The following is a 19185-nucleotide window of genomic DNA, read 5'->3' on the forward strand; positions in this document are numbered from 1 at the left end:
CATGTCCGATGTTCCTGCGCCCATCCGGGTTGCCTTGGTGGACGACCAACACTTGGTCCGCTCGGGATTTGGCATGCTGATCAACTCCCAGCCGGATCTGGAAGTCGTGGCCGAAGCGGCGAACGGCATCGAGGCTGTCCAGGCTTTGAGCGCCACAGCGGCCGACGTCGTCCTCATGGATGTCCGCATGCCCGGAATGGACGGCATTGAAGCAACCCGGCGCATCCTGGAGCAGGCAGCAAGCCAACCCGCGGGCTCACAGCGGGCAGAGGTCAAGATCGTCGTCTTGACCACCTTTGACCTGGACGAGTATGCCTTGGCTGCCATTCAGGCCGGCGCGAGCGGGTTCCTCCTCAAGGATGCCCCACCCGAGGAGCTCCTTGAGGCGATCCGCACCGTTTACCGTGGCGACGCTGTGATCGCCCCGTCCACTACCCGTCGCTTGCTGGACCATGTGGCGCCGCTCCTGAGGACCCAGACGCCAGAGCAGAGCCAGCACGCTGCGGCCGTCGAGAGCCTCACGGCCCGCGAGCGCGAAGTGTTCCACCTGATCGCCCAAGGGCAGTCCAATCCTGAGATCGCGGCGGGGTTGTTCTTATCCGAAGCCACCGTGAAAACCCATGTGGGCCACATCCTGGCCAAGCTCGGCGCCAGGGACCGCGTCCAGGTTGTGGTCATCGCTTATGAGACCGGCGTGGTTGCGCCTGGGGCGTAGCCTCATCCCGGGTGCCTGCCGGGCTCAGACCACGGTATGAGTTGGCGTGTCCGGGAATCGGTCCCCGGCCCGATCCGGCAGGGGTGCACCGAACCCTAGCGTGGAAGCATGACAACATTCATGCCTCTCCCCCACCCTTCAGGAACAAACCGGCCCGAGGGATCGGACGCTGCCCAAGCCCGTCCCGCCGTCGAAGCTTTCAAGCTGACCAAAAGCTACGGGCGTGCCGATACGAGCGTTACGGCCCTGGACGGAGTGTCGGTGAGTTTCGACGCCGGGAAGTTCACGGCCATCATGGGGCCCTCCGGATCCGGCAAGTCCACCCTCATGCATTGCCTGGCAGGCCTGGACTCGGCGGATTCCGGCCGCATCGTGCTGGGTGGCACGGAGTTGACCGGTCTCAACGACCGCCAGCTCACCGCGCTGAGGCGTGAAAGGATCGGCTTTGTCTTCCAGGCTTTCAACCTGGTGCCCACGCTCACGGCCGAGCAGAACATCACGCTTCCGCTCGCATTGGCGGGCACAACGGCCGACGCCGGGTGGCTGGATACCGTTGTCAGCACCCTTGGCCTGAAGGATCGCCTGAAGCACCGTCCACATGAGCTCTCCGGGGGCCAGCAGCAGCGCGTGGCAGTAGCCCGGGCGCTGTTGACCCGTCCCGACGTCGTCTTCGGTGACGAACCTACCGGCAACCTGGACTCGAAGGCCGGCGGCGAAGTTCTTGCTTTGCTTCGCCGGAGCAGCCAGGAAATGGGCCAGACCATCATCATGGTCACCCACGATCCCGTGGCCGCAAGCTATGCGGACCGGGTGGTGCTGATGAGCGACGGTGGCCTTGTGGGAGAAATCCACGACCCCACAGCAGATTCTGTCCTGGCCGCCCTTGGCAAGCTGGGGGCGTAAGGCATGTTGCGTGTTGCACTGTCCCAATTGACGACGCACTACCGGCGGTTCGTGGCGATTGGACTTGCCGTGATGTTGTCGGTGATGTTCCTCGCTGCCACCCTCATGGTGGGCGCAAGCACCAATGCATCCTTGGGTGCGAGTATTGGCGAGGCCTACCGTAAAGCGGATCTCGTGGCGACGTCCAAGAACGGCGAACCGTTCACCCAGGCTGCCGTGGATGCTGCTGTTTCTTCACCTGCTGTGGCGGACAGCTACGCGGAGCGGTCCACGTATGTAACCTTCCAGGCTGGCGGAGGTGAGCAATTCGGCCGCCTTCGGAATGCAGCCCCAGCCTCCTTGGAGGGCGCTGTCCTCTCCTCCGGTTCCATGCCTTCGCAGGCTTTGGAAGCTGCTGTTGACGTCAAGACCGCCGGACATCTGGGGCTTACCGTCGGCAGCACGCTGGAGTTGCACGGGGCGGGTCCGGTCAAGAACGCGAAGGTGACCATTACGGGGCTGATGCAGGCCACGAATGATCCTTTTTCGTCCTCGGCCGCCCAGTTGCTTGCCTCCGACACGGTGCTCAACGCTGTGCAGGACGCCGGGGCCGGGTATACGGGTCTGCAGTTCGCACTCAAACCCGGGGAGGACGTGTCCGCGGCGAAGGACTACATCTCCCACAGGATGGAAGCTGCCGGGGCTGTGTCGCCCGTCGTCGAAACAGCCCAGGAGAAGGTCACCTCGACGGTCGCCATGCTCAGCGCCGGACAGGACCAGTTGACGGTAGTCCTGCTCGCCTTCGCTGGAGTGGCCATCCTCGTATCCACCTTGGTGGTGGCCAACACGTTCTCTGTCCTGGTGGCTCAACGGACCCGGGAATTGGCGCTGCTGCGGTGCCTGGGCGCCGGGCGTTCCCAGATCCGCGGGTCTGTCCTGCTCGAAGCCCTCGCGGTCGGATTCATTTCCTCTGTGCTGGGCGTCCTTGCCGCCACCGGCCTGATGACAGCCTTGATCGCCTGGGCCAAGTCCCAACCGGAGCAGGCCTTCGCGACGCTGGCGGTTCCGCCGTCGGCCATTATTGCCGGCTTGGTGGCCGGAACCCTGTTGACCGTAGTTGCGGCGTTGGTGCCTGCTAAGGCGGCGACCGCTGTGGCGCCTCTTGCCGCTTTGCGGCCCGCCGATGACGCGTCCGTCCGGAACCGGCGTGGCAGGCTGCGCCTCGTCATTGGGTTGCTGGCTTTGTTGGGTGGCGCTGGCCTGCTGGCATACGGGAGCCTGAACGTGGCGCTGCCCGTTGCGTTGCTGGGTGGCGCAGCGTCGTTCGTGGGCATCCTGCTCTGCTCCACACTCTTCATCCCCTCGGTGGTCGCTTTGGCTGGCCGTCTGGCGGCACCGGCCGGCGTGCCCGGCAGGCTTGCCGCCGTCAATGCCACCCGCAACCCGGCGCGTACTTCGGCCACGGCTGCGGCCCTGCTGATTGGCGTGACCCTGGTGTCCCTCATGATGACGGGCGCGGCGACGTCGCGGCAGGCGTTCAACGACACCCTTGCGGAGAACTACCCCGTTGACCTTTCCGCCCAGACTGCCGTGGACGGCACGGCCAACCTTTCCCAGGCAGTGGACAGGATCAAAACGCTCGACGGCGTCAGCGCTGCGGTCCTGCTGCAGGCGGTGGGAACCTTGAAGGACGGGGCCACTCCCGATGGCGGACGAACCGTCTATGCCCTCCCGGCAGCTGATGCAGGATCAGTGTTGCGGGATATCAACCTGAAGCCTTCTCCTGGCATGGTGTACCTGCCTGAAGACTCGGTTGCCGGCCGCGCAGCCATCGGAACGACTGCCGGCGATGTGTCGCTCGAATCGAAGGTTTTGCGTACCCGGAACGTCCCTGCCTTCGTTGAAGCAACCAGCATTGCTTCGGCGCCGCTGCCGGAAACCCCCGGTATGGTGTGGGTGAAGCTGGACGACTCCGTCTCGGGGGACCGGGTTCAGGCCATCCAAAAGGAGATCGCGTCGGCCCTCGGCGTACCGGAACGCACTGTCAGCGGTGCGGCGATCGAACGTGTGACGTTCAACAGCATCATCGATGTCCTGCTGCTGGTGGTCACGGGGTTGCTGGGCGTGGCCGTGGTCATTGCCTTGATCGGTGTGGCGAATACCCTGTCACTCTCCGTCCTCGAACGGACCCGCGAGAACTCGCTGCTTCGTGCACTGGGGCTGACCAAGGGCCAGCTCCGCGGGATGCTGGCTATCGAAGCCGTGCTGGTTGCGGGAGTGTCCGCCCTCCTGGGGGCCGGGATGGGCGTCGTCTACGGCTGGCTCGGCGCACAGGCCACCCTCGGCGGTGTGGCGACCGTCGTTCCCGCTGTGCCGTGGATGCAACTGCTGGCCGTCTTCGGTGTGGCCGTGGTGGCCGGGCTGCTCGCATCAGTGATTCCGGCCCGGCGTGCGGCACGTTTGTCCCCTGTCGAAGGGCTTGCCACCGCTTGACGCTCCATCACCAAATAGCCCTTAAAGCGGAACGCTCCCGCATTGCCTCCGGTCCTGCCGGTGGAAATGCGGGAGCGTTCCGCTGAAGGGTATGGTTCCTGGAAGAGCGCTGCTAGGCCTCGGCGGGTTCCTCGAAGCGCGGGAAGACCGGCGCAGGTGCCGGCAGTTCTGTGCCCGCGACGATCGGCGTGGCGATCGCAGCGAACTGGCGGGCGTCGCCTTCCGGCTGCCCAAGGACCTCGAGGAGCTTCGCCGACGACGACGGCATCACCGGCTGGGCGAGGATCGCCACGATCCGGACCACTTCCAAGGTGACGTAAAGGACAGTGTTCATCCGTTCGACGTCCGTTTTACGCAGCACCCAGGGGGCCTGCTCGGCGAAGTAGGCATTGGTATCACCCAGCACGGCCCAGATGGCTTCGAGGGCGCGGCTGAATTCCTGCTTGTCGAACGCCGAGCGCGCGATGTCCAACAGTTCACCGGCCCGGGCCAGCAGGGCGGTGTCCTCCTCCGTGAACGCACCGGGCGTGGGTACCTTGCCCTCGCAGTTCTTCGCCACCATGGACAGCGAACGCTGGGCAAGGTTTCCGAAGTTGTTGGCGAGGTCGGAGTTCATCCGGCCTACGATCGCTTCGTGGTTGTAATTGCCGTCAGCGCCGAACGGAACTTCGCGGAGGAAGAAGTATCGGCACTGGTCCAGGCCGTACTGCGCCACGAAGTCCTGCGGTGCTACCACGTTGCCCAGGGACTTGGACATCTTGACGCCGTTGTTGGTGAGGAAGCCATGGATCATGACGCGCTTCGGCAATTCCAGACCGGCGCTCATCAGGAACGCGGGCCAGTAGATGGCGTGGAACCGCGAGATGTCCTTGCCGATCACGTGGACGTCGGCCGGCCAGAACTTCCTGAACGATTCGGACTCGACGTCCGGGTACCCCACACCAGTGAGGTAGTTGGTCAGTGCGTCCACCCAGACGTACATGACGTGTTTTTCATCGCCCGGAACCGGAACACCCCAGTCGAAGGTGGTGCGGCTGATGGACAGGTCTTCGAGGCCCCGCTTGACAAAGCTGATGACCTCGTTGAAACGGGACTGTGGAGCACCGAACTCCGGCTGTTCCCCGTAGAGCTCCAGGAGCTTGTCCTGGTAGTTGGAGAGCCGGAAGAAGTAGCTTTCCTCAGCCGTCCAGGTGACCAGCGTGTCCGTTTCCTTGGAGTAACGGAGGCCGTCCTCCTTGACCACGGTGTCGTCCTCGACGTAGTACGCCTCGTCGCGGACCGAATACCAGCCCTCGTACTTGGACAAGTAGATGTCGCCGTTGGCTTCCATCTTCTTCCAGATGGCCTGCGAGGCAGCGTAGTGGTCCTTGTCCGTGGTGCGGATGAAGCGGTCGTGGGAGATGCCCAGGTCCTGGCTCATCTGCTTGAACGCCGCAGAGTTCCGGTCCGCGAGCTGCTTGGCAGTGATGCCTTCCTTCTCCGCGGACTGTTGCATCTTGAGCCCGTGCTCGTCCGTTCCGGTCATGAAGAACACCTCGTGACCGTCAAGCCGCTTGAAGCGCGCCATGGCATCCGTTGCAATGACCTCATAGGCGTGTCCGATGTGCGGCACGCCGTTGGGGTAGCTGATTGCGGTGGTGATGTAGAACGGGGATTTCTCTGGAGACGTCACTCTAAAAAGTTACCTTTATTTCGGATGAAAGAGCTTAGTTAAGTTCGGTCAGCGTATCGCTGAGGCGGACCAACTCGTGGTCATGGGAAGCCACCATGACGGCGATGCCGTCGCTGGTGGTGTCCTTCAGGATTCCGATAATGCGGTTGGCTGCGGCACGGTCGAGGCTGGCAGTGGGCTCGTCCACCACCAGGACACGGGTGCCCAGGATCAGTGCGCGAGCAATGGCCACGCGCTGGCGTTCGCCACCTGAAAGCTGGGCGGGACGGTGCCGCATTCGACGGCCCAGGCCCACCAGGTCCAAAAGGTCCTTGGCCATTTCCGTGCGCTGCTCCACTTCGCCATCGGGAACGGCGGGAAGCAGGACGTTCTCCAACGCGCTCATGCCGTCGATCAAGGCACCGCCCTGATCGACGTAACCGATGAGGGCACGACGGCGGTCCGCGATTTCGTCGTCGCCCATCGTGTCCAGCGCCACGCCTTCCCAGAAGACCTTGCCCGACGTCGGCAGCGTAAGTCCGGCGCTGACCGTCAGGATACTGGTCTTGCCGGAGCCGCTTCGGCCGGCGATACAGTGCATCTCACCGGCGTGCAGCGTCAGGTTGAAGTCATCGACGACGTCGACTTCCTCGGCTCCGCCTTTGTCGCCACCGTAGTGGATGGTGACGCGGCTCAGTTCCAGGGGCGTTGCGTGGTCCGCTGCCCGCACGATCGTGTTGGCTCGGGTCTGCAGCGACTCTTCCGTGGATTCCGGGGTGGCCGCCAGCTCGGGGTTGAGGTTGTCAGTCATTTGACTACTTTCGTTGCAATCGGAATCCAGCAAATTACGGCCAGCAGACCGGCCAGTCCGGCCCAAAGGGCCGCGTAGGGGGCAAGGAGCAGACCCAGGCCCAGTGCGCCGAGGACGCCCAGGGGAAGTGCCACAGTGCCCACCAGTGCATTTTCGAAGAAGCGGACCTGTCCCAACATGTCCGGGTTCCAACCCATGGCCCGTAGCGTGCCGAGGTATTCCCGCTTGGCATGAAGCTCGAACCGGCCAGTGACAAGCGTCAAGAGCAGCCCAACCACCACGCCGAAGACGGCGAGGATCACGCTTGGCGCCGCGATGCTGGCGGCCGCGAGGCCACTCAGCGCGCTGGCACCGGCTGCGCGGGGAATGTCGATCAGCAGGGCGATCAGGGCACCTACCGCGGCGCCGAAGACGCCAACGGCCACGGCCAACGAGATCGAGTTGAACCTGTTGGTGGTGAGCTGCCTGTTGGCGAACGTCAACGGCGAGTCCACGGTGACCAGTCGTTCGTCATGCTGCGGTTCCTGGTCAACCACTACGCGGTGGCGTAGCTGTTGGGCGGCCAACAAAGCCGCGCCGACGTAAATGACCAGCATGGTTGCGGAGACGATCACGGTTGCAATGTTCCAGCTCAGGAGGCTGAGGACCACCCCGGCAACCGTCAGTGCCGCAGCTCCCACGGCGAACTCTTCCAGAACCCAGGACCGGATCCGTTTCTGGGTCCAGCCCATAGCCCGCAGAATGCCGGCTTCGCTTCTCCGCTGGCGGATGTAGCTCACCGTCGAGGCGCCGGTCAGGAGCGTGGCGCCCAACAATGTCAGGAACAGGAGGGTGATGTTGGTTCCGGTCAGGGACCCGGAAACCGCGTCAGCAGCGTCCTGGCGAACCCATGACTGCTGGACGGTGCCCAGCGGTGACTCCTTGCCGGCGTCGTCCTTGCTGTAACCGGGAACAAAGATGTTGGCGTCTTCGCGGGCCGATCCAGCCACCACGGTGGCTTCGAGGCCGAGCTCGCGGATCTGGGTGGCCAGCTTCTCCACCTCAGGCTGCGCTGTCTTCCAGTTGCCCGATGCGTTGGCACGGACACGGACGGCGTCGATCACGTTGGCGTTCGAGTCGTAACCGCGTGCTGCGGCCAAGCCGTAGTAATCCGTGATGGCGCCGGCAGACTGGCTGACCAGGCCGGTAGCGCTCAAGGAAGGCTTCAGGGCCGTGCCGTCGACGTCCTTGCCGTTGGCGTCCTTGCTGAGTGTCATCGGGGCCGGGTCGTAGCCACCCAACGGCAGCTTGTTGACGTCACCGGCTGCGGCTTGGACGGCTGCCGGATCAAAGGTGCCGTACACCATGGGCAGAGGGGCAGCGGGCTTCTTGCCGGTTTCCAGGTCTTCCCGGTACGACCGCTCATCGACGGGCTTGCGCTGGGTCTGGTCCACCGGCGCGCCAAAGGAGGACTTCTCCGGCAAACGGTTCACAGTGACCCAATCCCCCGGGGTAGCGCTCTTGTCTGAGGCGCCATTGGCGGCGTCTTCGCCGTCCTTGTATTTCGGCGCAGCAGCGAACGCGGTGCTCCACGTCGCCGGGTTATACAAACCCTGGCTGAACGAGGCCGTGCTGCCCAGCAGTTGGCTGTGGTCCGTGGAACCGGGCCACTCCAGGGCGAACGGGGACTTGGAAACGAACGGGAGGTAATCCTTGTCCAAGGATCGGGTGACCGTGCCGACGTCCTTAACCACCTTGCCGCTGGCGTCGAGTTCCTCGATCTTGACCGAGTACTGCAGGTCCAGCGAAGTGCCCGTCCGGACGATCAGCGGGATCGCCTTGGAGTCATTCGTCAGCAGACCATCACGCTTGGCCTGCTGGTACTGCGTCATGAGGGGTGCCCAGTATTTGAGCTTGACGCCCAGGAAATCCGGGCCTTCCTCCAACTGTTCCATGCTCAGGCCCGTGGTGAAGAGGCTTTCGAAGTGGCGTCCGATGGCTCCGGCGTCGCGGGCATCTGCCGGCGGTGCCTTTTCAAGCGGCGCCAGGAAATCGCCGGCCGAGCCGAGGAGGGCCCTTTCGGCTGCGGGATCGACGGCGACGACGGACTCGGTCACCTCAGGTGCCAGGGGAAGCGCCACGGAAAGGTTGAAGAGGTTGTGCTCGGACCCGAGGGCCGGGGCGGGAAACTTGACCCCGGTTTCACCATCAGGCCCGGCGATCCGGACGTTCGTGCCGCCGGCTGCCTGTTCCTGCACCAGGCGGCCCTTGCCCAGGGTGCCCTCGGCACTGGTCTTGAAAAGGGTCTGCTGGTTGACGCCGTCAGAACTGGTTGCCGATGCCGTCAGGCGGTATTTCTTGGGGGTATCGGACAGCACGGATTCGGCTGCAGGCCACTTGCTTGAATCCATGGCGGAGGGGTCCCCCGCAGTTACTGCCCCGGCAAGGCCAGCGTTATATCCCAGGTAGTCCATGGCATTGAGCCGGGGGGCTTCCAGGTTCTGGGACACGCGCGAGACCAGGCTGATGGGCGCCGCAACGGCCGTCTGGCCCATGCCGCGGATCTTCTCCAGTTGATCAAAGCTGATGCCGCCCTGACCGTTGGCGATCTCCGGCTGGATCAATGCACCGCCGTCGCCGTCTTGAGACTGGTCAGGCTTTGCCTGGACCAGGATGTCGTAGAGTCCCCGCGAGTTCTCGTCCACTGTACGGTTCAGGGCTGCCTGTGACTGGCTCTGAACTAGGACGGACAAACACATTGCGACGATCAAAATGGCCGCGGTCAGCAGCAGCACACGGCTTCTGATGAACCTTTGGACGGCGTTCATTGGGCTCCCTGAGACCTTGATTGCGGGCGCGCACACATGGTCCGGCATTTTGCGTGGAACGCAGGGGAATACCGGGCTGTATGTGCAAAAAGTTGTGGCCGGCCTGCTGCCGGGTCCGAATCCCGGACCCAGCCATTGTAAGCAGACCGGCCACTCCTGCGTGCCTAAGGGTGTGTCGCAGGCACGCGAACATCAGCTGATTCGGATCAGTCCTAGTCCTCCAGATCCACTTCCCGGACCATGTCTGCGCCGATCCCGGCCTTGATGGCTTCCAGGACCTGCTGCGGAACCGAGCTGTCGATGGTCAGGAGCGCAAGGACCTGCCCGCCTTCGGTCTGACGTGCAACCTGCATGCCGCCGATGTTGATGTTGTTCATGCCCAGGATGTGGCCGATGGTGCCGATGACGCCCGGACGGTCGGCGTACGCCACTACCACCAGGTGCTCACTGATGGGAATTTCGACGTCGTATCCGTTGACGCCCACGAGCTTCTCAACCTGCTTGGGGCCTGTCAGCGTTCCCGCGACAGAGATCTGCGAACCGTCGCTGAGGGCTCCGCGGATGGTCAGGACATTGCGGTAGTCCTCAGCGTCCGGGGTGGTGATGAGGCGGGTGTTGATGCCGCGCTGCTCGGCGATGACCGGGGCGTTGACATAGGAGACCTGCTCGGTCACCACATCGGCGAAAACGCCCTTCAGTGCAGCGAGTTCAAGCACCTTGACGTCCAGCGCAGCGATCTCGCCTGCCACCTCGACGTCGATCTGCGTGAGGGAAGCGTGGGTCAGGGCGGTGAAGATCCGGCCGAGCTTTTCGATCAGCGGGATGCCCGGACGGACGTCCGGTGCAATGACTCCACCAGCAACGTTCACGGCGTCCGGCACGAGCTCGCCGGCCAGGGCAAGGCGGACGGACTTGGCGACGGAAACGCCGGCCTTTTCCTGGGCCTCATCCGTTGATGCTCCAAGGTGCGGGGTTACCACGACGTTATCGAGCTCGAAGAACGGGAGGTCGGTGCTCGGCTCCTTGACGAAGACGTCCACGCCGGCGCCAGCAATCTGGCCTTCCTTCAGGGCGGTGTAGAGGGCTTCCTCGTCCACCAGGCCACCACGGGCAACGTTGATGACGTATGCCGATTCCTTCATCTTCGCGAACGCATCCGCTCCCAGCATCCCCACCGTCTCGGGTGTCTTGGGCATGTGGATGGTGATGAAGTCGGAGTTTTCCAACAATTCATCGAGGGTAACCAGCTTGACGCCCAACTGGGCTGCGCGGGCAGACGTGATGTAGGGGTCGTACGCGAGGATTTCGGTCTCGAAGCCCTGCAGGCGTGCTGCGACCAGGGCGCCGATGCGGCCCAGGCCAATGATGCCGATCTTCTTCTCGAACAGTTCGATGCCGGTGTACTTGGAGCGCTTCCACTCGCCGTTCTTCAGCGCCGAGCTGGCCTGCGGAATGTGTCGGGCCAGGCTGAGGATGTGGCCCACGGTCAGCTCAGCTGCCGAGACGATGTTCGACGTCGGGGCGTTGACCACCATGACGCCGGCCTGCGTTGCGGACTTGATGTCCACGTTATCCAGTCCAACGCCGGCGCGGGCGATGATCTTGAGGTTCTTGGCAGCGGCGATCGCTTCGGCATCCACCTGCGTGGCCGAGCGGACCAGGATGGCGTCGACGTCGGCGATTGCGGACAGCAGCTGGGAACGGTCGGCACCGTCGGTCTGACGGATTTCAAAGTCCGGGCCCAATGCCTCGACGGTGGCGGGCGAAAGTTCCTCGGCGAGGAGGACGACGGGTTTGCTGGCTGACACGGGGTGGCACCTTACTTTGGACAACTTTGGGACAGAACTGGACAAGGAGCGGATGCGTGGCCCGGGCACGGCGCCGGGACCAGCCCAGAATATCGAATCCGGGCGCTGTTTCCGGTGCCGGGGAGGGATGTTACGGACGGACCGGAAGCGTTGTGAAGAAGTTCACAGCTCAGGCAGCGGGCATTACTGATGGGAAAATGCCCGTAAAACGGCGACGCCCGCCCGGCTGTTTTGCCGGACGGGCGTCTGTTGCAGGGCTGTTGCCGGTCAGGCGATCAGCGGGCTGCGGAACCTTCGACGTAGTCAGCGTCCTGCTGCTGCCAGGAGAACAACGAGCGGAGCTCGCGGCCGACCTCTTCGATCGGGTGCTGCTCTGCCTTGGCACGCAGCTCCTTGAACTCGACGCCGCCGTTGTCCTGGTCGTCGATGAAGCGCTTGGCGAAAGCACCGCTCTGGATGTCCGCGAGGACAGCCCTCATGTTTTCCTTCACCTCGGGGGTGATGACGCGGGGGCCGGAGACGTAGTCGCCGTACTCAGCGGTGTCGGAAACGCTCCAGCGCTGCTTGGCGATGCCACCTTCCCACATGAGGTCGACAATGAGCTTGAGCTCGTGAAGTACCTCGAAGTAGGCGATCTGCGGCTGGTAGCCGGCTTCGGTCAGGGTTTCGAAGCCGTACTGGACGAGCTGGGAAACGCCACCGCAAAGAACAGCCTGCTCGCCGAAGAGGTCGGTTTCGGTCTCTTCGGTGAAGGTGGTCTTGATGACGCCGGCGCGGGTGCCGCCGATGGCCTTGGCGTAGGACTTCGCCAGGTCCCAAGCGGAACCGGAAGCGTCCTGCTCAACAGCGATGATGTCCGGGATACCGCGGCCAGCTTCGAATTCGCGGCGAACGGTGTGGCCCGGAGCCTTCGGGGCGATCAGGATGACGTCAACGCCGGCGGGAGCCTCGATGTAACCGAAGCGGATGTTGAAGCCGTGTGCGAAGGCAAGTGCCTTGCCCTCCGTCAGCTTGTCCTTGATGGAGTCGTTGAAGATCGAGCGCTGGTGCTGGTCCGGAGCCAGGATCATGATGACGTCGGCCCATTCGGCGGCGTCGGCAACGTTCTTGACCGTGAAGCCGGCGTCCTCTGCCTTGGCGGCCGACTTCGAGCCGTCCTTGAGCGCGATGACTACCTCGACGCCGGAGTCGCGCAGGTTGAGCGCGTGGGCGTGGCCCTGGGAACCGTAGCCAACGATGGCTACCTTGCGGCCCTGGATGATCGACAGGTCTGCGTCGTCGTCGTAGAACATTTCAGTCACTTGCGTAACTCCTCTTGAGTGGTTTTTCGTAGATATTTATGGTGGTGCTGCGGTACTGGACGCTGCTCACGCGGAGCGGAGCGCCCTGTCACTCATGGAGCGGGATCCCCGTCCAACGGCCAAGGTGCCGGACTGCACTATTTCACGGATGCCGAACGGCTCAAGCACTGAAAGCAGCGCTGCGAGCTTCTCGGGGGTACCGGTTGCCTCAATCACCAACGAGTCTGTGGACACGTCGACGACGGCGGCACGGAACAGGTCTGCAGCCTGGGTAACCTGCAGACGTGTCGCGGCATCCGCACGTACCTTAACCAGGATGTGGTCGCGTTGTACGGAAGATTCAGAAGTCAGCTCCACAATCTTGATCACGTTGACCAACTTGTTGAGCTGCTTGGTGACCTGCTCGATCAGGTCGCCGTCGGCGTCGACGACGACAGTCATGCGGGACATGCCGGGAACCTCGGTGGGTCCCACGGCAAGGGAGTTGATGTTGAACGCGCGCCGGGCGAACAGGCTGGCCACGCGGGTCAGCACGCCGGGCTTGTCTTCTACCAGAACCGACAGTGTGTGGCGGGTCATGCCTAGTCCTCCTCTTCCCATTCGGGGGTCATGTTGCGGGCAACCTGGATCTGGTCATTGCTGACCCCCGAGGGCACCATGGGCCAAACCATCGAGTTGGGGCTGACGACGAAATCGATCACCACGGGGCGGTCATTGATTTCGAGGGCCTTCTGGATGGTGGCGTCGATGTCCTCGTCACGCTCGCAGCGCAGGGCCGCGCAGCCATAAGCGTCGGCCAGCTTGACGAAGTCCGGAATCCGGACGGTGTCGTGGCCTGTGTTCAGGTCCGTGTTTGAGTAGCGGCCTTCGTAGAACAGTGTCTGCCATTGGCGGACCATGCCCAGCGAGGAGTTGTTGATGATGGCGACCTTGATCGGGATGTTGTTGATGGCGCAGGTGGCCAGCTCCTGATTGGTCATCTGGAAGCAGCCGTCGCCGTCGATGGCCCAGACCACACGGTCCGGCTCACCAACTTTGGCGCCCATGGCAGCCGGAACCGAGTATCCCATGGTTCCTGCGCCGCCGGAGTTCAGCCAAGCGTGGGGGCGCTCATACTTGATGAACTGCGCGGCCCACATCTGGTGCTGGCCTACGCCGGCGACATAGATGCCTTCGGGACCCGTGAGCTCGCCGATGCGCTTGATCACGCGCTGCGGTGCGGTGAGCCCGTCCTCAGGCTCGGTCCAACCCAGCGGATACGTGTCCCGGAGGTTACCCAGGAACGCCCACCAGGAATCCAGGTCCGGGGCTCCGCTTAGCTCGAACTGCGTCTTCACGGCCTCGGTGAGTTCCGGGATGATTTCCTTGACCGAGCCCACGATCGGCACATCGGCGGTGCGGTTCTTGGAGATTTCCGCGGGGTCGATGTCGGCGTGGATGACTTTGGCGAAGGGAGCGAACGTCTTGAGCACTCCGGTCACGCGGTCATCAAACCTTGCGCCGAGCGTGATCAGCAGATCGGCCTGCTGGAGTGCGGTGACGGCGGACACGGATCCGTGCATGCCGGGCATACCGACGTGCTGCGGGTGGGAGTCCGGGAAGGCACCGCGCGCCATGAGTGTAGTGACGACCGGAGCGCCTGTTGCCAGGGCCAGCTCCATGAGCTCCGCCGAAGCGTGGCCCTTGACGACGCCGCCACCGACGTAGAGAACAGGCTTGCGTGCTGCGGCGATCAGCTTGGCGGCTTCGCGCACCTGCTTGTTGTGTCCACGGACCACCGGACGGTAGCCGGGCAGGTCCACCTTCGGAGGCCAGGCAAAAGTCATCTGGCCAACTTGGGCGTCCTTGGCGATGTCCACCAGCACGGGGCCAGGACGGCCCGTGGATGCGAGGTGGAACGCCTCAGCCATGACGTGGGGAATGTCATTGGGGTCGGTGACCAGGAACGAGTGCTTGGTGATGGGCATCGTGATGCCCACGATGTCGGCTTCCTGGAAGGCATCGGTGCCGATGACTCCACTGGAGACCTGGCCGGTGATGGCCACCATCGGCACGGAGTCCATGTGGGCGTCCATGATGGAGGTAACGAGGTTGGTGGCGCCCGGGCCTGAGGTGGCGATGCAAACGCCAACCCGTCCGGTAACCATGGCGTAGCCTTGCGCGGCGTGGCCGGCTCCCTGTTCGTGACGGACCAGGATGTGGTTCATGCTGGAGGCCATCAAGGGGTCATAGGTGGGCAGGATCGCGCCACCGGGCAAACCGAAAATATCGTCCACGCCGAGTTCTTCGAGCGAACGGACAATTGCTTGCGAGCCGGTCATCACCGTTGGGGGTACAACGTTGTTCGGCCCAAGTACAGGAGAGAGAGGTGCAGCAGCGTCGACGACGACGGCCTCAGCCGTACGGTCGACCTTTTCCGGAGCTTTGTGGGCTCCAGCGGACTTTGCAGCCATCAGCGAGGGGCTGATCGGCGATCCTTTGCTCATCGGACTCTTCCTTAGTGGATCTTCATTGGTGGGTCTTGGGAATAAAAAAACCCCTCAGCCTTCCGGCTCTTCGAGGGGTTTGCGCGTGACAGTTCGTTACCAGTCGGGCTAAGCCACGCGCTTGGTAAGGACGACGACGCCGACGGTAACGGTTGTGATCATGCGTTCAGTGTTCCCTCTCAGGGAGATACGTGTCAATTGACGACTATCGTATCTCACTATTTGGACAGCGATGTCCGCCTGCCGGACTCCGACTGTCTCAAAACAGTCGGCGTCCCCGGCAGGAATCAGCCGCAGTAAGCGCCCGTGGAGGCGCTGTGGACCAGCTTGGCGTACTTGGCCAGGACGCCCTTGGTGAACTTGGCCGGCATCGGCTCCCAGCCGACCTTCCGGGCCTCGAGTTCGGCTTCGTCGACCAGAAGGTCGAAGGACCGCGCCGCGATGTCGACACGGATCCGGTCCCCGTCCTTGACGAAGGCGATGGGACCGCCGTCGACCGCTTCCGGAGCGACGTGGCCGATGCACAGGCCCGTGGTACCGCCCGAGAAGCGGCCATCGGTGAGCAGCAGGACATCCTTGCCAAGGCCAGCGCCCTTGATGGCTCCGGTGATGGCCAGCATCTCGCGCATACCGGGACCACCCTTGGGGCCCTCGTAGCGGATGACCACAACATCGCCCTTAGTGATTTCGCCGTTGTCCAGGGCGTTCAGGGCGCCTTGCTCGCGCTCGAACACTCGGGCGGTGCCCTCAAAGACGTCGGCATCGAAGCCGGCGCTCTTCACGACTGCACCTTCCGGAGCCATGGAACCGTGGAGGATGGTGATACCACCGGTCTTGTGGATCGGGTTGTCCAGCGCGCGGAGGATCTTGCCGTCAAGGTCCGGCGGGTTGATCGAGGCGAGGTTCTCGGCCAGCGTCTTGCCCGTGACCGTGAGGCAGTCACCGTGCAGCAGGCCGGCGTCGAGCAGTGCCTTCATGATGACCGGCACGCCACCGATCTTGTCCACGTCGGTCATGACATAGCGGCCGAATGGCTTGAGGTCGCCCAAGTGCGGGATCTTGTCACCGATCCGGTTGAAATCGTCCAGCGTCAGCTCAACCTCGGCCTCGCGGGCGATGGCCAGGAGGTGCAACACCGCGTTGGTGGAACCACCAAAGGCCATGGTCACGGCGATGGCGTTTTCGAAGGCCTTCTTGGTCATGATGTCGCGGGCGGTAATGCCCAGGCGCAACAGGTTGACGACGGCCTCGCCGGACTTGCGGGCAAAGTCATCACGACGGCGGTCTGCCGAGGGCGGGGCTGCGGAACCTGGAAGGGACATGCCCAGGGCTTCCCCGATGCAGGCCATCGTATTTGCCGTGTACATGCCGCCGCATGCACCCTCGCCAGGACAAATGGCCTTTTCGATGCGGGTGAGGTCTTCCATGCTCATCTTGCCGGCCGCGCAGGCACCCACCGCTTCAAAAGCGTCAATAAGGGTGACTTCCTTTTCGGAGCCGTCCTCAAGCTTCACCCAGCCCGGCATGATGGAGCCGGCGTAAAGGAAGACCGACGCGAGGTCAAGGCGCGCAGCAGCCATGAGCATTCCCGGAAGGGACTTGTCGCAGCCGGCCAACAGTACAGAGCCGTCAATGCGCTCGGCCTGCATGACGGTCTCCACGGAGTCGGCAATGACCTCGCGGGAGACGAGCGAGAAGTGCATGCCTTCGTGCCCCATCGAAATTCCGTCGGAAACGGAGATGGTGCCGAACTGCATCGGGAACCCGCCGCCTGCGTGGACACCTTCCTTGGCACCCTGCGCCAAGCGGTTCAACGAGAGGTTGCAGGGGGTGATTTCGTTCCATGAACTGGCGACACCAATTTGGGGTTTGGCAAAGTCGTCGTCGCCCATGCCGACCGCACGGAACATGCCACGGGCGGGCGCCGCATGGATGCCGTCGGTGACGACCCGGCTGCGGGGCTTGATGTCCGGGGTGTTGTCTGTCGCAATGTGGGTGGTGTCACTCATGGACCAAAGTCTATGTGCACTCGGTGCCGCTGCACGCCGTTCCCTGCCGGGTTAAGCGCCCCCGCCCGATTGTTGCGACTTCCGCCGCAGCCCGCGCCCGTCCCCCGGGCGCCTGGGCCGGACCCGTCGAGCTCCCTGGCAATACCGGCCGCTTCGCTTTCGAGCATGTCGAGGACGCCCTTGATCGTGGCCCGTGCAGCAACTTCCTGACGCGCCAAGGCGACGATGCTCCTGCTCGCCTTAACGTCCGTGAGCGGCCGGAGCACGAGTCCCCGACGTGCGCTCGCCCTGGCCGTATACCGTGGCAACAGGCAAATTCCATGCCCGGCCCCCACCAACGCCTCCAATACCCGGAGGTCCGGGTAGCGTTGCCCCCTCTGGGCTGGCCGCCCCGCATGAAGCTCTATCTGGCGAAGGACCGTGTCGAAGGGAAACCCTTCAGGTACCCCAATCCACGGAAAATCGATGACATCGGCCGGACTCAGCCGGGGCCGGGCCGCCAGGGGATGTCCGGCGGGCATGGCCACGTCCAGCGCTTCTTCCAGGAGGGGCACGACGGTGAGCCCCTTCCGGGCAAACACGTCGGGCCCGTCCACGCTATGCGCCAGGACGATATCGTAGTCAGCCACCAAGGGGGCGAAATAGGCGGTTCCCGGGTCCTCAAAGTGGGCATCGAACGCCAGGCCCTCCACCGCCGCCACACGGTGGAGGACGCCAGGCAACAGCATCTCGGCCGCACTGGGAAAGAAGGCCACGGACACCCTGGCCTGCCAGCCCTTCCTGTAACTGTCCACGGTGGACTCTGCCTTGGCCATGGCAGTGGCAATGTCGGCAGCGGCGGCGGCCATGGCTTGCCCCGCTTCTGTCAGTTGCACACCCCTGCCGACTTTTTCCACAAGGACAACCCCGATTTCGGCTTGCAATGTCTTCAACTGCTGCGAGACCGCCGAAGCCGTGACATTCATGGCCTCTGCTGTTGCGCCAACACTTTGCCGGTCCGCCAATTCGCGCAAAATCTGCAGCCTTTTGAAGTCCATGCAGCCAGACTAGGCGACCAGCACGAATTCGGAGGCAGTGAATATCAAAGCCATAATCACTAAGTAGGCTGAGCAATTTGCGTAAACCAGCAGGTCAAACGCTGGACAGCCCAAAGGAGGACACGTAACGTCGGAAATACCACGAGCTGCACCCCTGTGAGCAGAAGGGCACCCGCCATGGATTGGTTAATTTGGGTCATTGTCATTGTTTTGGTCGTCGCGATTATTTGGTGGCTCATGAGCCGCAACAAGGCGCCGGATTCCACCGCGACCCAGGCCCGGGAAACAACAGCCCCAGCGGCCATGGAACCGGGAAACCGGGGCACCATCCCTGATACCGCCGCCGCGGCCGCGGGCGTGGCAGGTTTGGCAGGCGTCACGAACCTGGGCACCACGGCCGCCGAAGGCAGCGGACCGACGCGCGAGGAACGCGCGGCCGAAGAACCTGACCTCGCCGGGGAACCCGAGATTGCTGGTGAACCCGAGGTTGCCGACGTGCCTCGCGTTACGCCGGAACCCGAGGCTCACGGGGCAGCCCCCGTCGTCGACGATTCGCCGTCCACCGGGTCATCGGACGTCCAGCAGGACCCGACACCCGGCCTCACGGTGGAGGAACCAGTCATAGCCGCGCCTGTTGTGGACGAGCCCACGGTAGGGGAACCCCGAGTGGACTCCGAACCGGTGGTGGATACGGACGTTCAGGTGGATACGGACGTTCAGGTGGATACGGACGTTCAGGTGGATACCGAGGCGGTGGCGGATGATCCCGCCGTGGTCGACGGTGGCCGGGTCGACGGCAGCAGGGCCGACGGCAGCAGGGCCGATGCTGAAGCCGACAAAGCCGAGTGGGAATCGTCCTGGACCGACGAGAGCGGTGCACCCGTGCATCACCACGAGTACACAGACTCCCACTCCCCTACCCTGCCCGGCGCCGAAAGTGCCGCAGCGGAAGAAACGTTTCCTTCAGGCCACCTGGCCGTCGAGCACCCGTATGGGACGGGTTCCTCCAGCTCGGCCAAGGACGGCTACCCGGTGAAGGCCAGCGCTTCGGCCATGACCTATCACGACGAAGACACGGCGGGGTACGACGACGTCGCCGCGGATGTCTGGTTCGAATCCGCGGCGCATGCCGAAGCCGCAGGCTTCCGGCCTCCCCGGCGTAGCAGGCATTAACGGCCGCGACAG

General features: G+C 63.7%; 13 protein-coding genes. 4 read left to right on the top strand and 9 right to left on the bottom strand.

What is annotated here, in order from left to right:
• Window position 1: 1 nt before the first annotated feature.
• The 3 genes from J2Y68_RS14190 (at window position 2) to J2Y68_RS14200 (ending at window position 4090) form a co-directional block, all read left to right on the top strand.
• On the top strand, window positions 2-715 hold the full coding sequence (locus J2Y68_RS14190; protein WP_309994409.1) for a response regulator transcription factor: 714 nt from the start codon (window positions 2-4) through the stop codon (window positions 713-715).
• Between the two features lie 108 nt (window positions 716-823).
• On the top strand, window positions 824-1618 hold the full coding sequence (locus J2Y68_RS14195) for an ABC transporter ATP-binding protein (protein WP_309994410.1): 795 nt from the start codon (window positions 824-826) through the stop codon (window positions 1616-1618).
• Between the two features lie 3 nt (window positions 1619-1621).
• Complete coding sequence (locus J2Y68_RS14200; protein ID WP_309994412.1) at window positions 1622-4090, top strand: ABC transporter permease; 2469 nt, start codon at window positions 1622-1624, stop codon at window positions 4088-4090.
• 112 nt (window positions 4091-4202) lie between these two features.
• Here J2Y68_RS14200 and metG read toward each other — a convergent pair whose 3' ends face one another.
• The 9 genes from metG to J2Y68_RS14245 form a co-directional block, all read right to left on the bottom strand.
• Window positions 4203-5762 (bottom strand): methionine--tRNA ligase, encoded by a 1560-nt coding sequence (gene metG, locus J2Y68_RS14205; protein ID WP_309994414.1) that lies wholly within the window; start codon window positions 5760-5762, stop codon window positions 4203-4205.
• A gap of 34 nt (window positions 5763-5796) precedes the next feature.
• Window positions 5797-6552 carry an ABC transporter ATP-binding protein gene (locus J2Y68_RS14210; protein ID WP_211711615.1) on the bottom strand — a complete coding sequence of 252 codons (756 nt, stop codon included), beginning with the start codon at window positions 6550-6552 and terminating at the stop codon, window positions 5797-5799.
• Window positions 6549-9359 (bottom strand): ABC transporter permease, encoded by a 2811-nt coding sequence (locus J2Y68_RS14215; protein ID WP_309994417.1) that lies wholly within the window; start codon window positions 9357-9359, stop codon window positions 6549-6551. The genes J2Y68_RS14210 and J2Y68_RS14215 overlap by 4 nt, the downstream gene beginning before the upstream one ends.
• A 212-nt stretch (window positions 9360-9571) precedes the next feature.
• Window positions 9572-11167 carry a phosphoglycerate dehydrogenase gene (serA, locus tag J2Y68_RS14220; protein WP_309994419.1) on the bottom strand — a complete coding sequence of 532 codons (1596 nt, stop codon included), beginning with the start codon at window positions 11165-11167 and terminating at the stop codon, window positions 9572-9574.
• Between the two features lie 275 nt (window positions 11168-11442).
• Window positions 11443-12468 (bottom strand): ketol-acid reductoisomerase, encoded by a 1026-nt coding sequence (gene ilvC / locus J2Y68_RS14225; RefSeq protein ID WP_309994420.1) that lies wholly within the window; start codon window positions 12466-12468, stop codon window positions 11443-11445.
• Window positions 12469-12534: 66 nt separating this feature from the next.
• On the bottom strand, window positions 12535-13047 hold the full coding sequence (gene ilvN, locus J2Y68_RS14230; RefSeq protein ID WP_021470923.1) for an acetolactate synthase small subunit: 513 nt from the start codon (window positions 13045-13047) through the stop codon (window positions 12535-12537).
• A 2-nt stretch (window positions 13048-13049) separates the two neighbouring features.
• On the bottom strand, window positions 13050-14954 hold the full coding sequence (locus J2Y68_RS14235; RefSeq protein WP_309994421.1) for an acetolactate synthase large subunit: 1905 nt from the start codon (window positions 14952-14954) through the stop codon (window positions 13050-13052).
• Between the two features lie 287 nt (window positions 14955-15241).
• Complete coding sequence (ilvD, locus tag J2Y68_RS14240; RefSeq protein WP_309994422.1) at window positions 15242-16963, bottom strand: dihydroxy-acid dehydratase; 1722 nt, start codon at window positions 16961-16963, stop codon at window positions 15242-15244.
• Window positions 16960-18000 (bottom strand): LysR family transcriptional regulator, encoded by a 1041-nt coding sequence (locus J2Y68_RS14245; protein ID WP_309994423.1) that lies wholly within the window; start codon window positions 17998-18000, stop codon window positions 16960-16962. Before J2Y68_RS14245 ends, ilvD begins: the two co-directional genes overlap by 4 nt.
• 177 nt (window positions 18001-18177) lie before the next feature.
• Between J2Y68_RS14245 and J2Y68_RS14250 the strand changes: the two genes are divergently transcribed.
• Entirely contained in the window at window positions 18178-19173 is a 996-nt protein-coding gene (locus J2Y68_RS14250; protein WP_309994424.1) for a sunset domain-containing protein, read from the top strand.
• The last annotated feature ends 12 nt before the right edge of the window (window positions 19174-19185 follow it).

This window comes from Paenarthrobacter nitroguajacolicus (assembly GCF_031455195.1).
Taxonomy (GTDB): Bacteria; Actinomycetota; Actinomycetes; order Actinomycetales; family Micrococcaceae; genus Arthrobacter; species Arthrobacter nitroguajacolicus_D.

Coding starts and splice junctions, on each gene's coding strand:
- J2Y68_RS14190 (WP_309994409.1), top strand. CDS start 2: ATGTCCGATGTTCCTGCGCCCATCCGGGTTGCCTTGGTGGACGACCAA.
- J2Y68_RS14195 (WP_309994410.1), top strand. CDS start 824: ATGACAACATTCATGCCTCTCCCCCACCCTTCAGGAACAAACCGGCCC.
- J2Y68_RS14200 (WP_309994412.1), top strand. CDS start 1,622: ATGTTGCGTGTTGCACTGTCCCAATTGACGACGCACTACCGGCGGTTC.
- J2Y68_RS14210 (WP_211711615.1), bottom strand. CDS start 6,552: ATGACTGACAACCTCAACCCCGAGCTGGCGGCCACCCCGGAATCCACG.
- J2Y68_RS14215 (WP_309994417.1), bottom strand. CDS start 9,359: ATGAACGCCGTCCAAAGGTTCATCAGAAGCCGTGTGCTGCTGCTGACC.
- ilvN (WP_021470923.1), bottom strand. CDS start 13,047: ATGACCCGCCACACACTGTCGGTTCTGGTAGAAGACAAGCCCGGCGTG.
- J2Y68_RS14235 (WP_309994421.1), bottom strand. CDS start 14,954: ATGAGCAAAGGATCGCCGATCAGCCCCTCGCTGATGGCTGCAAAGTCC.
- ilvD (WP_309994422.1), bottom strand. CDS start 16,963: ATGAGTGACACCACCCACATTGCGACAGACAACACCCCGGACATCAAG.
- J2Y68_RS14245 (WP_309994423.1), bottom strand. CDS start 18,000: ATGGACTTCAAAAGGCTGCAGATTTTGCGCGAATTGGCGGACCGGCAA.
- J2Y68_RS14250 (WP_309994424.1), top strand. CDS start 18,178: ATGGATTGGTTAATTTGGGTCATTGTCATTGTTTTGGTCGTCGCGATT.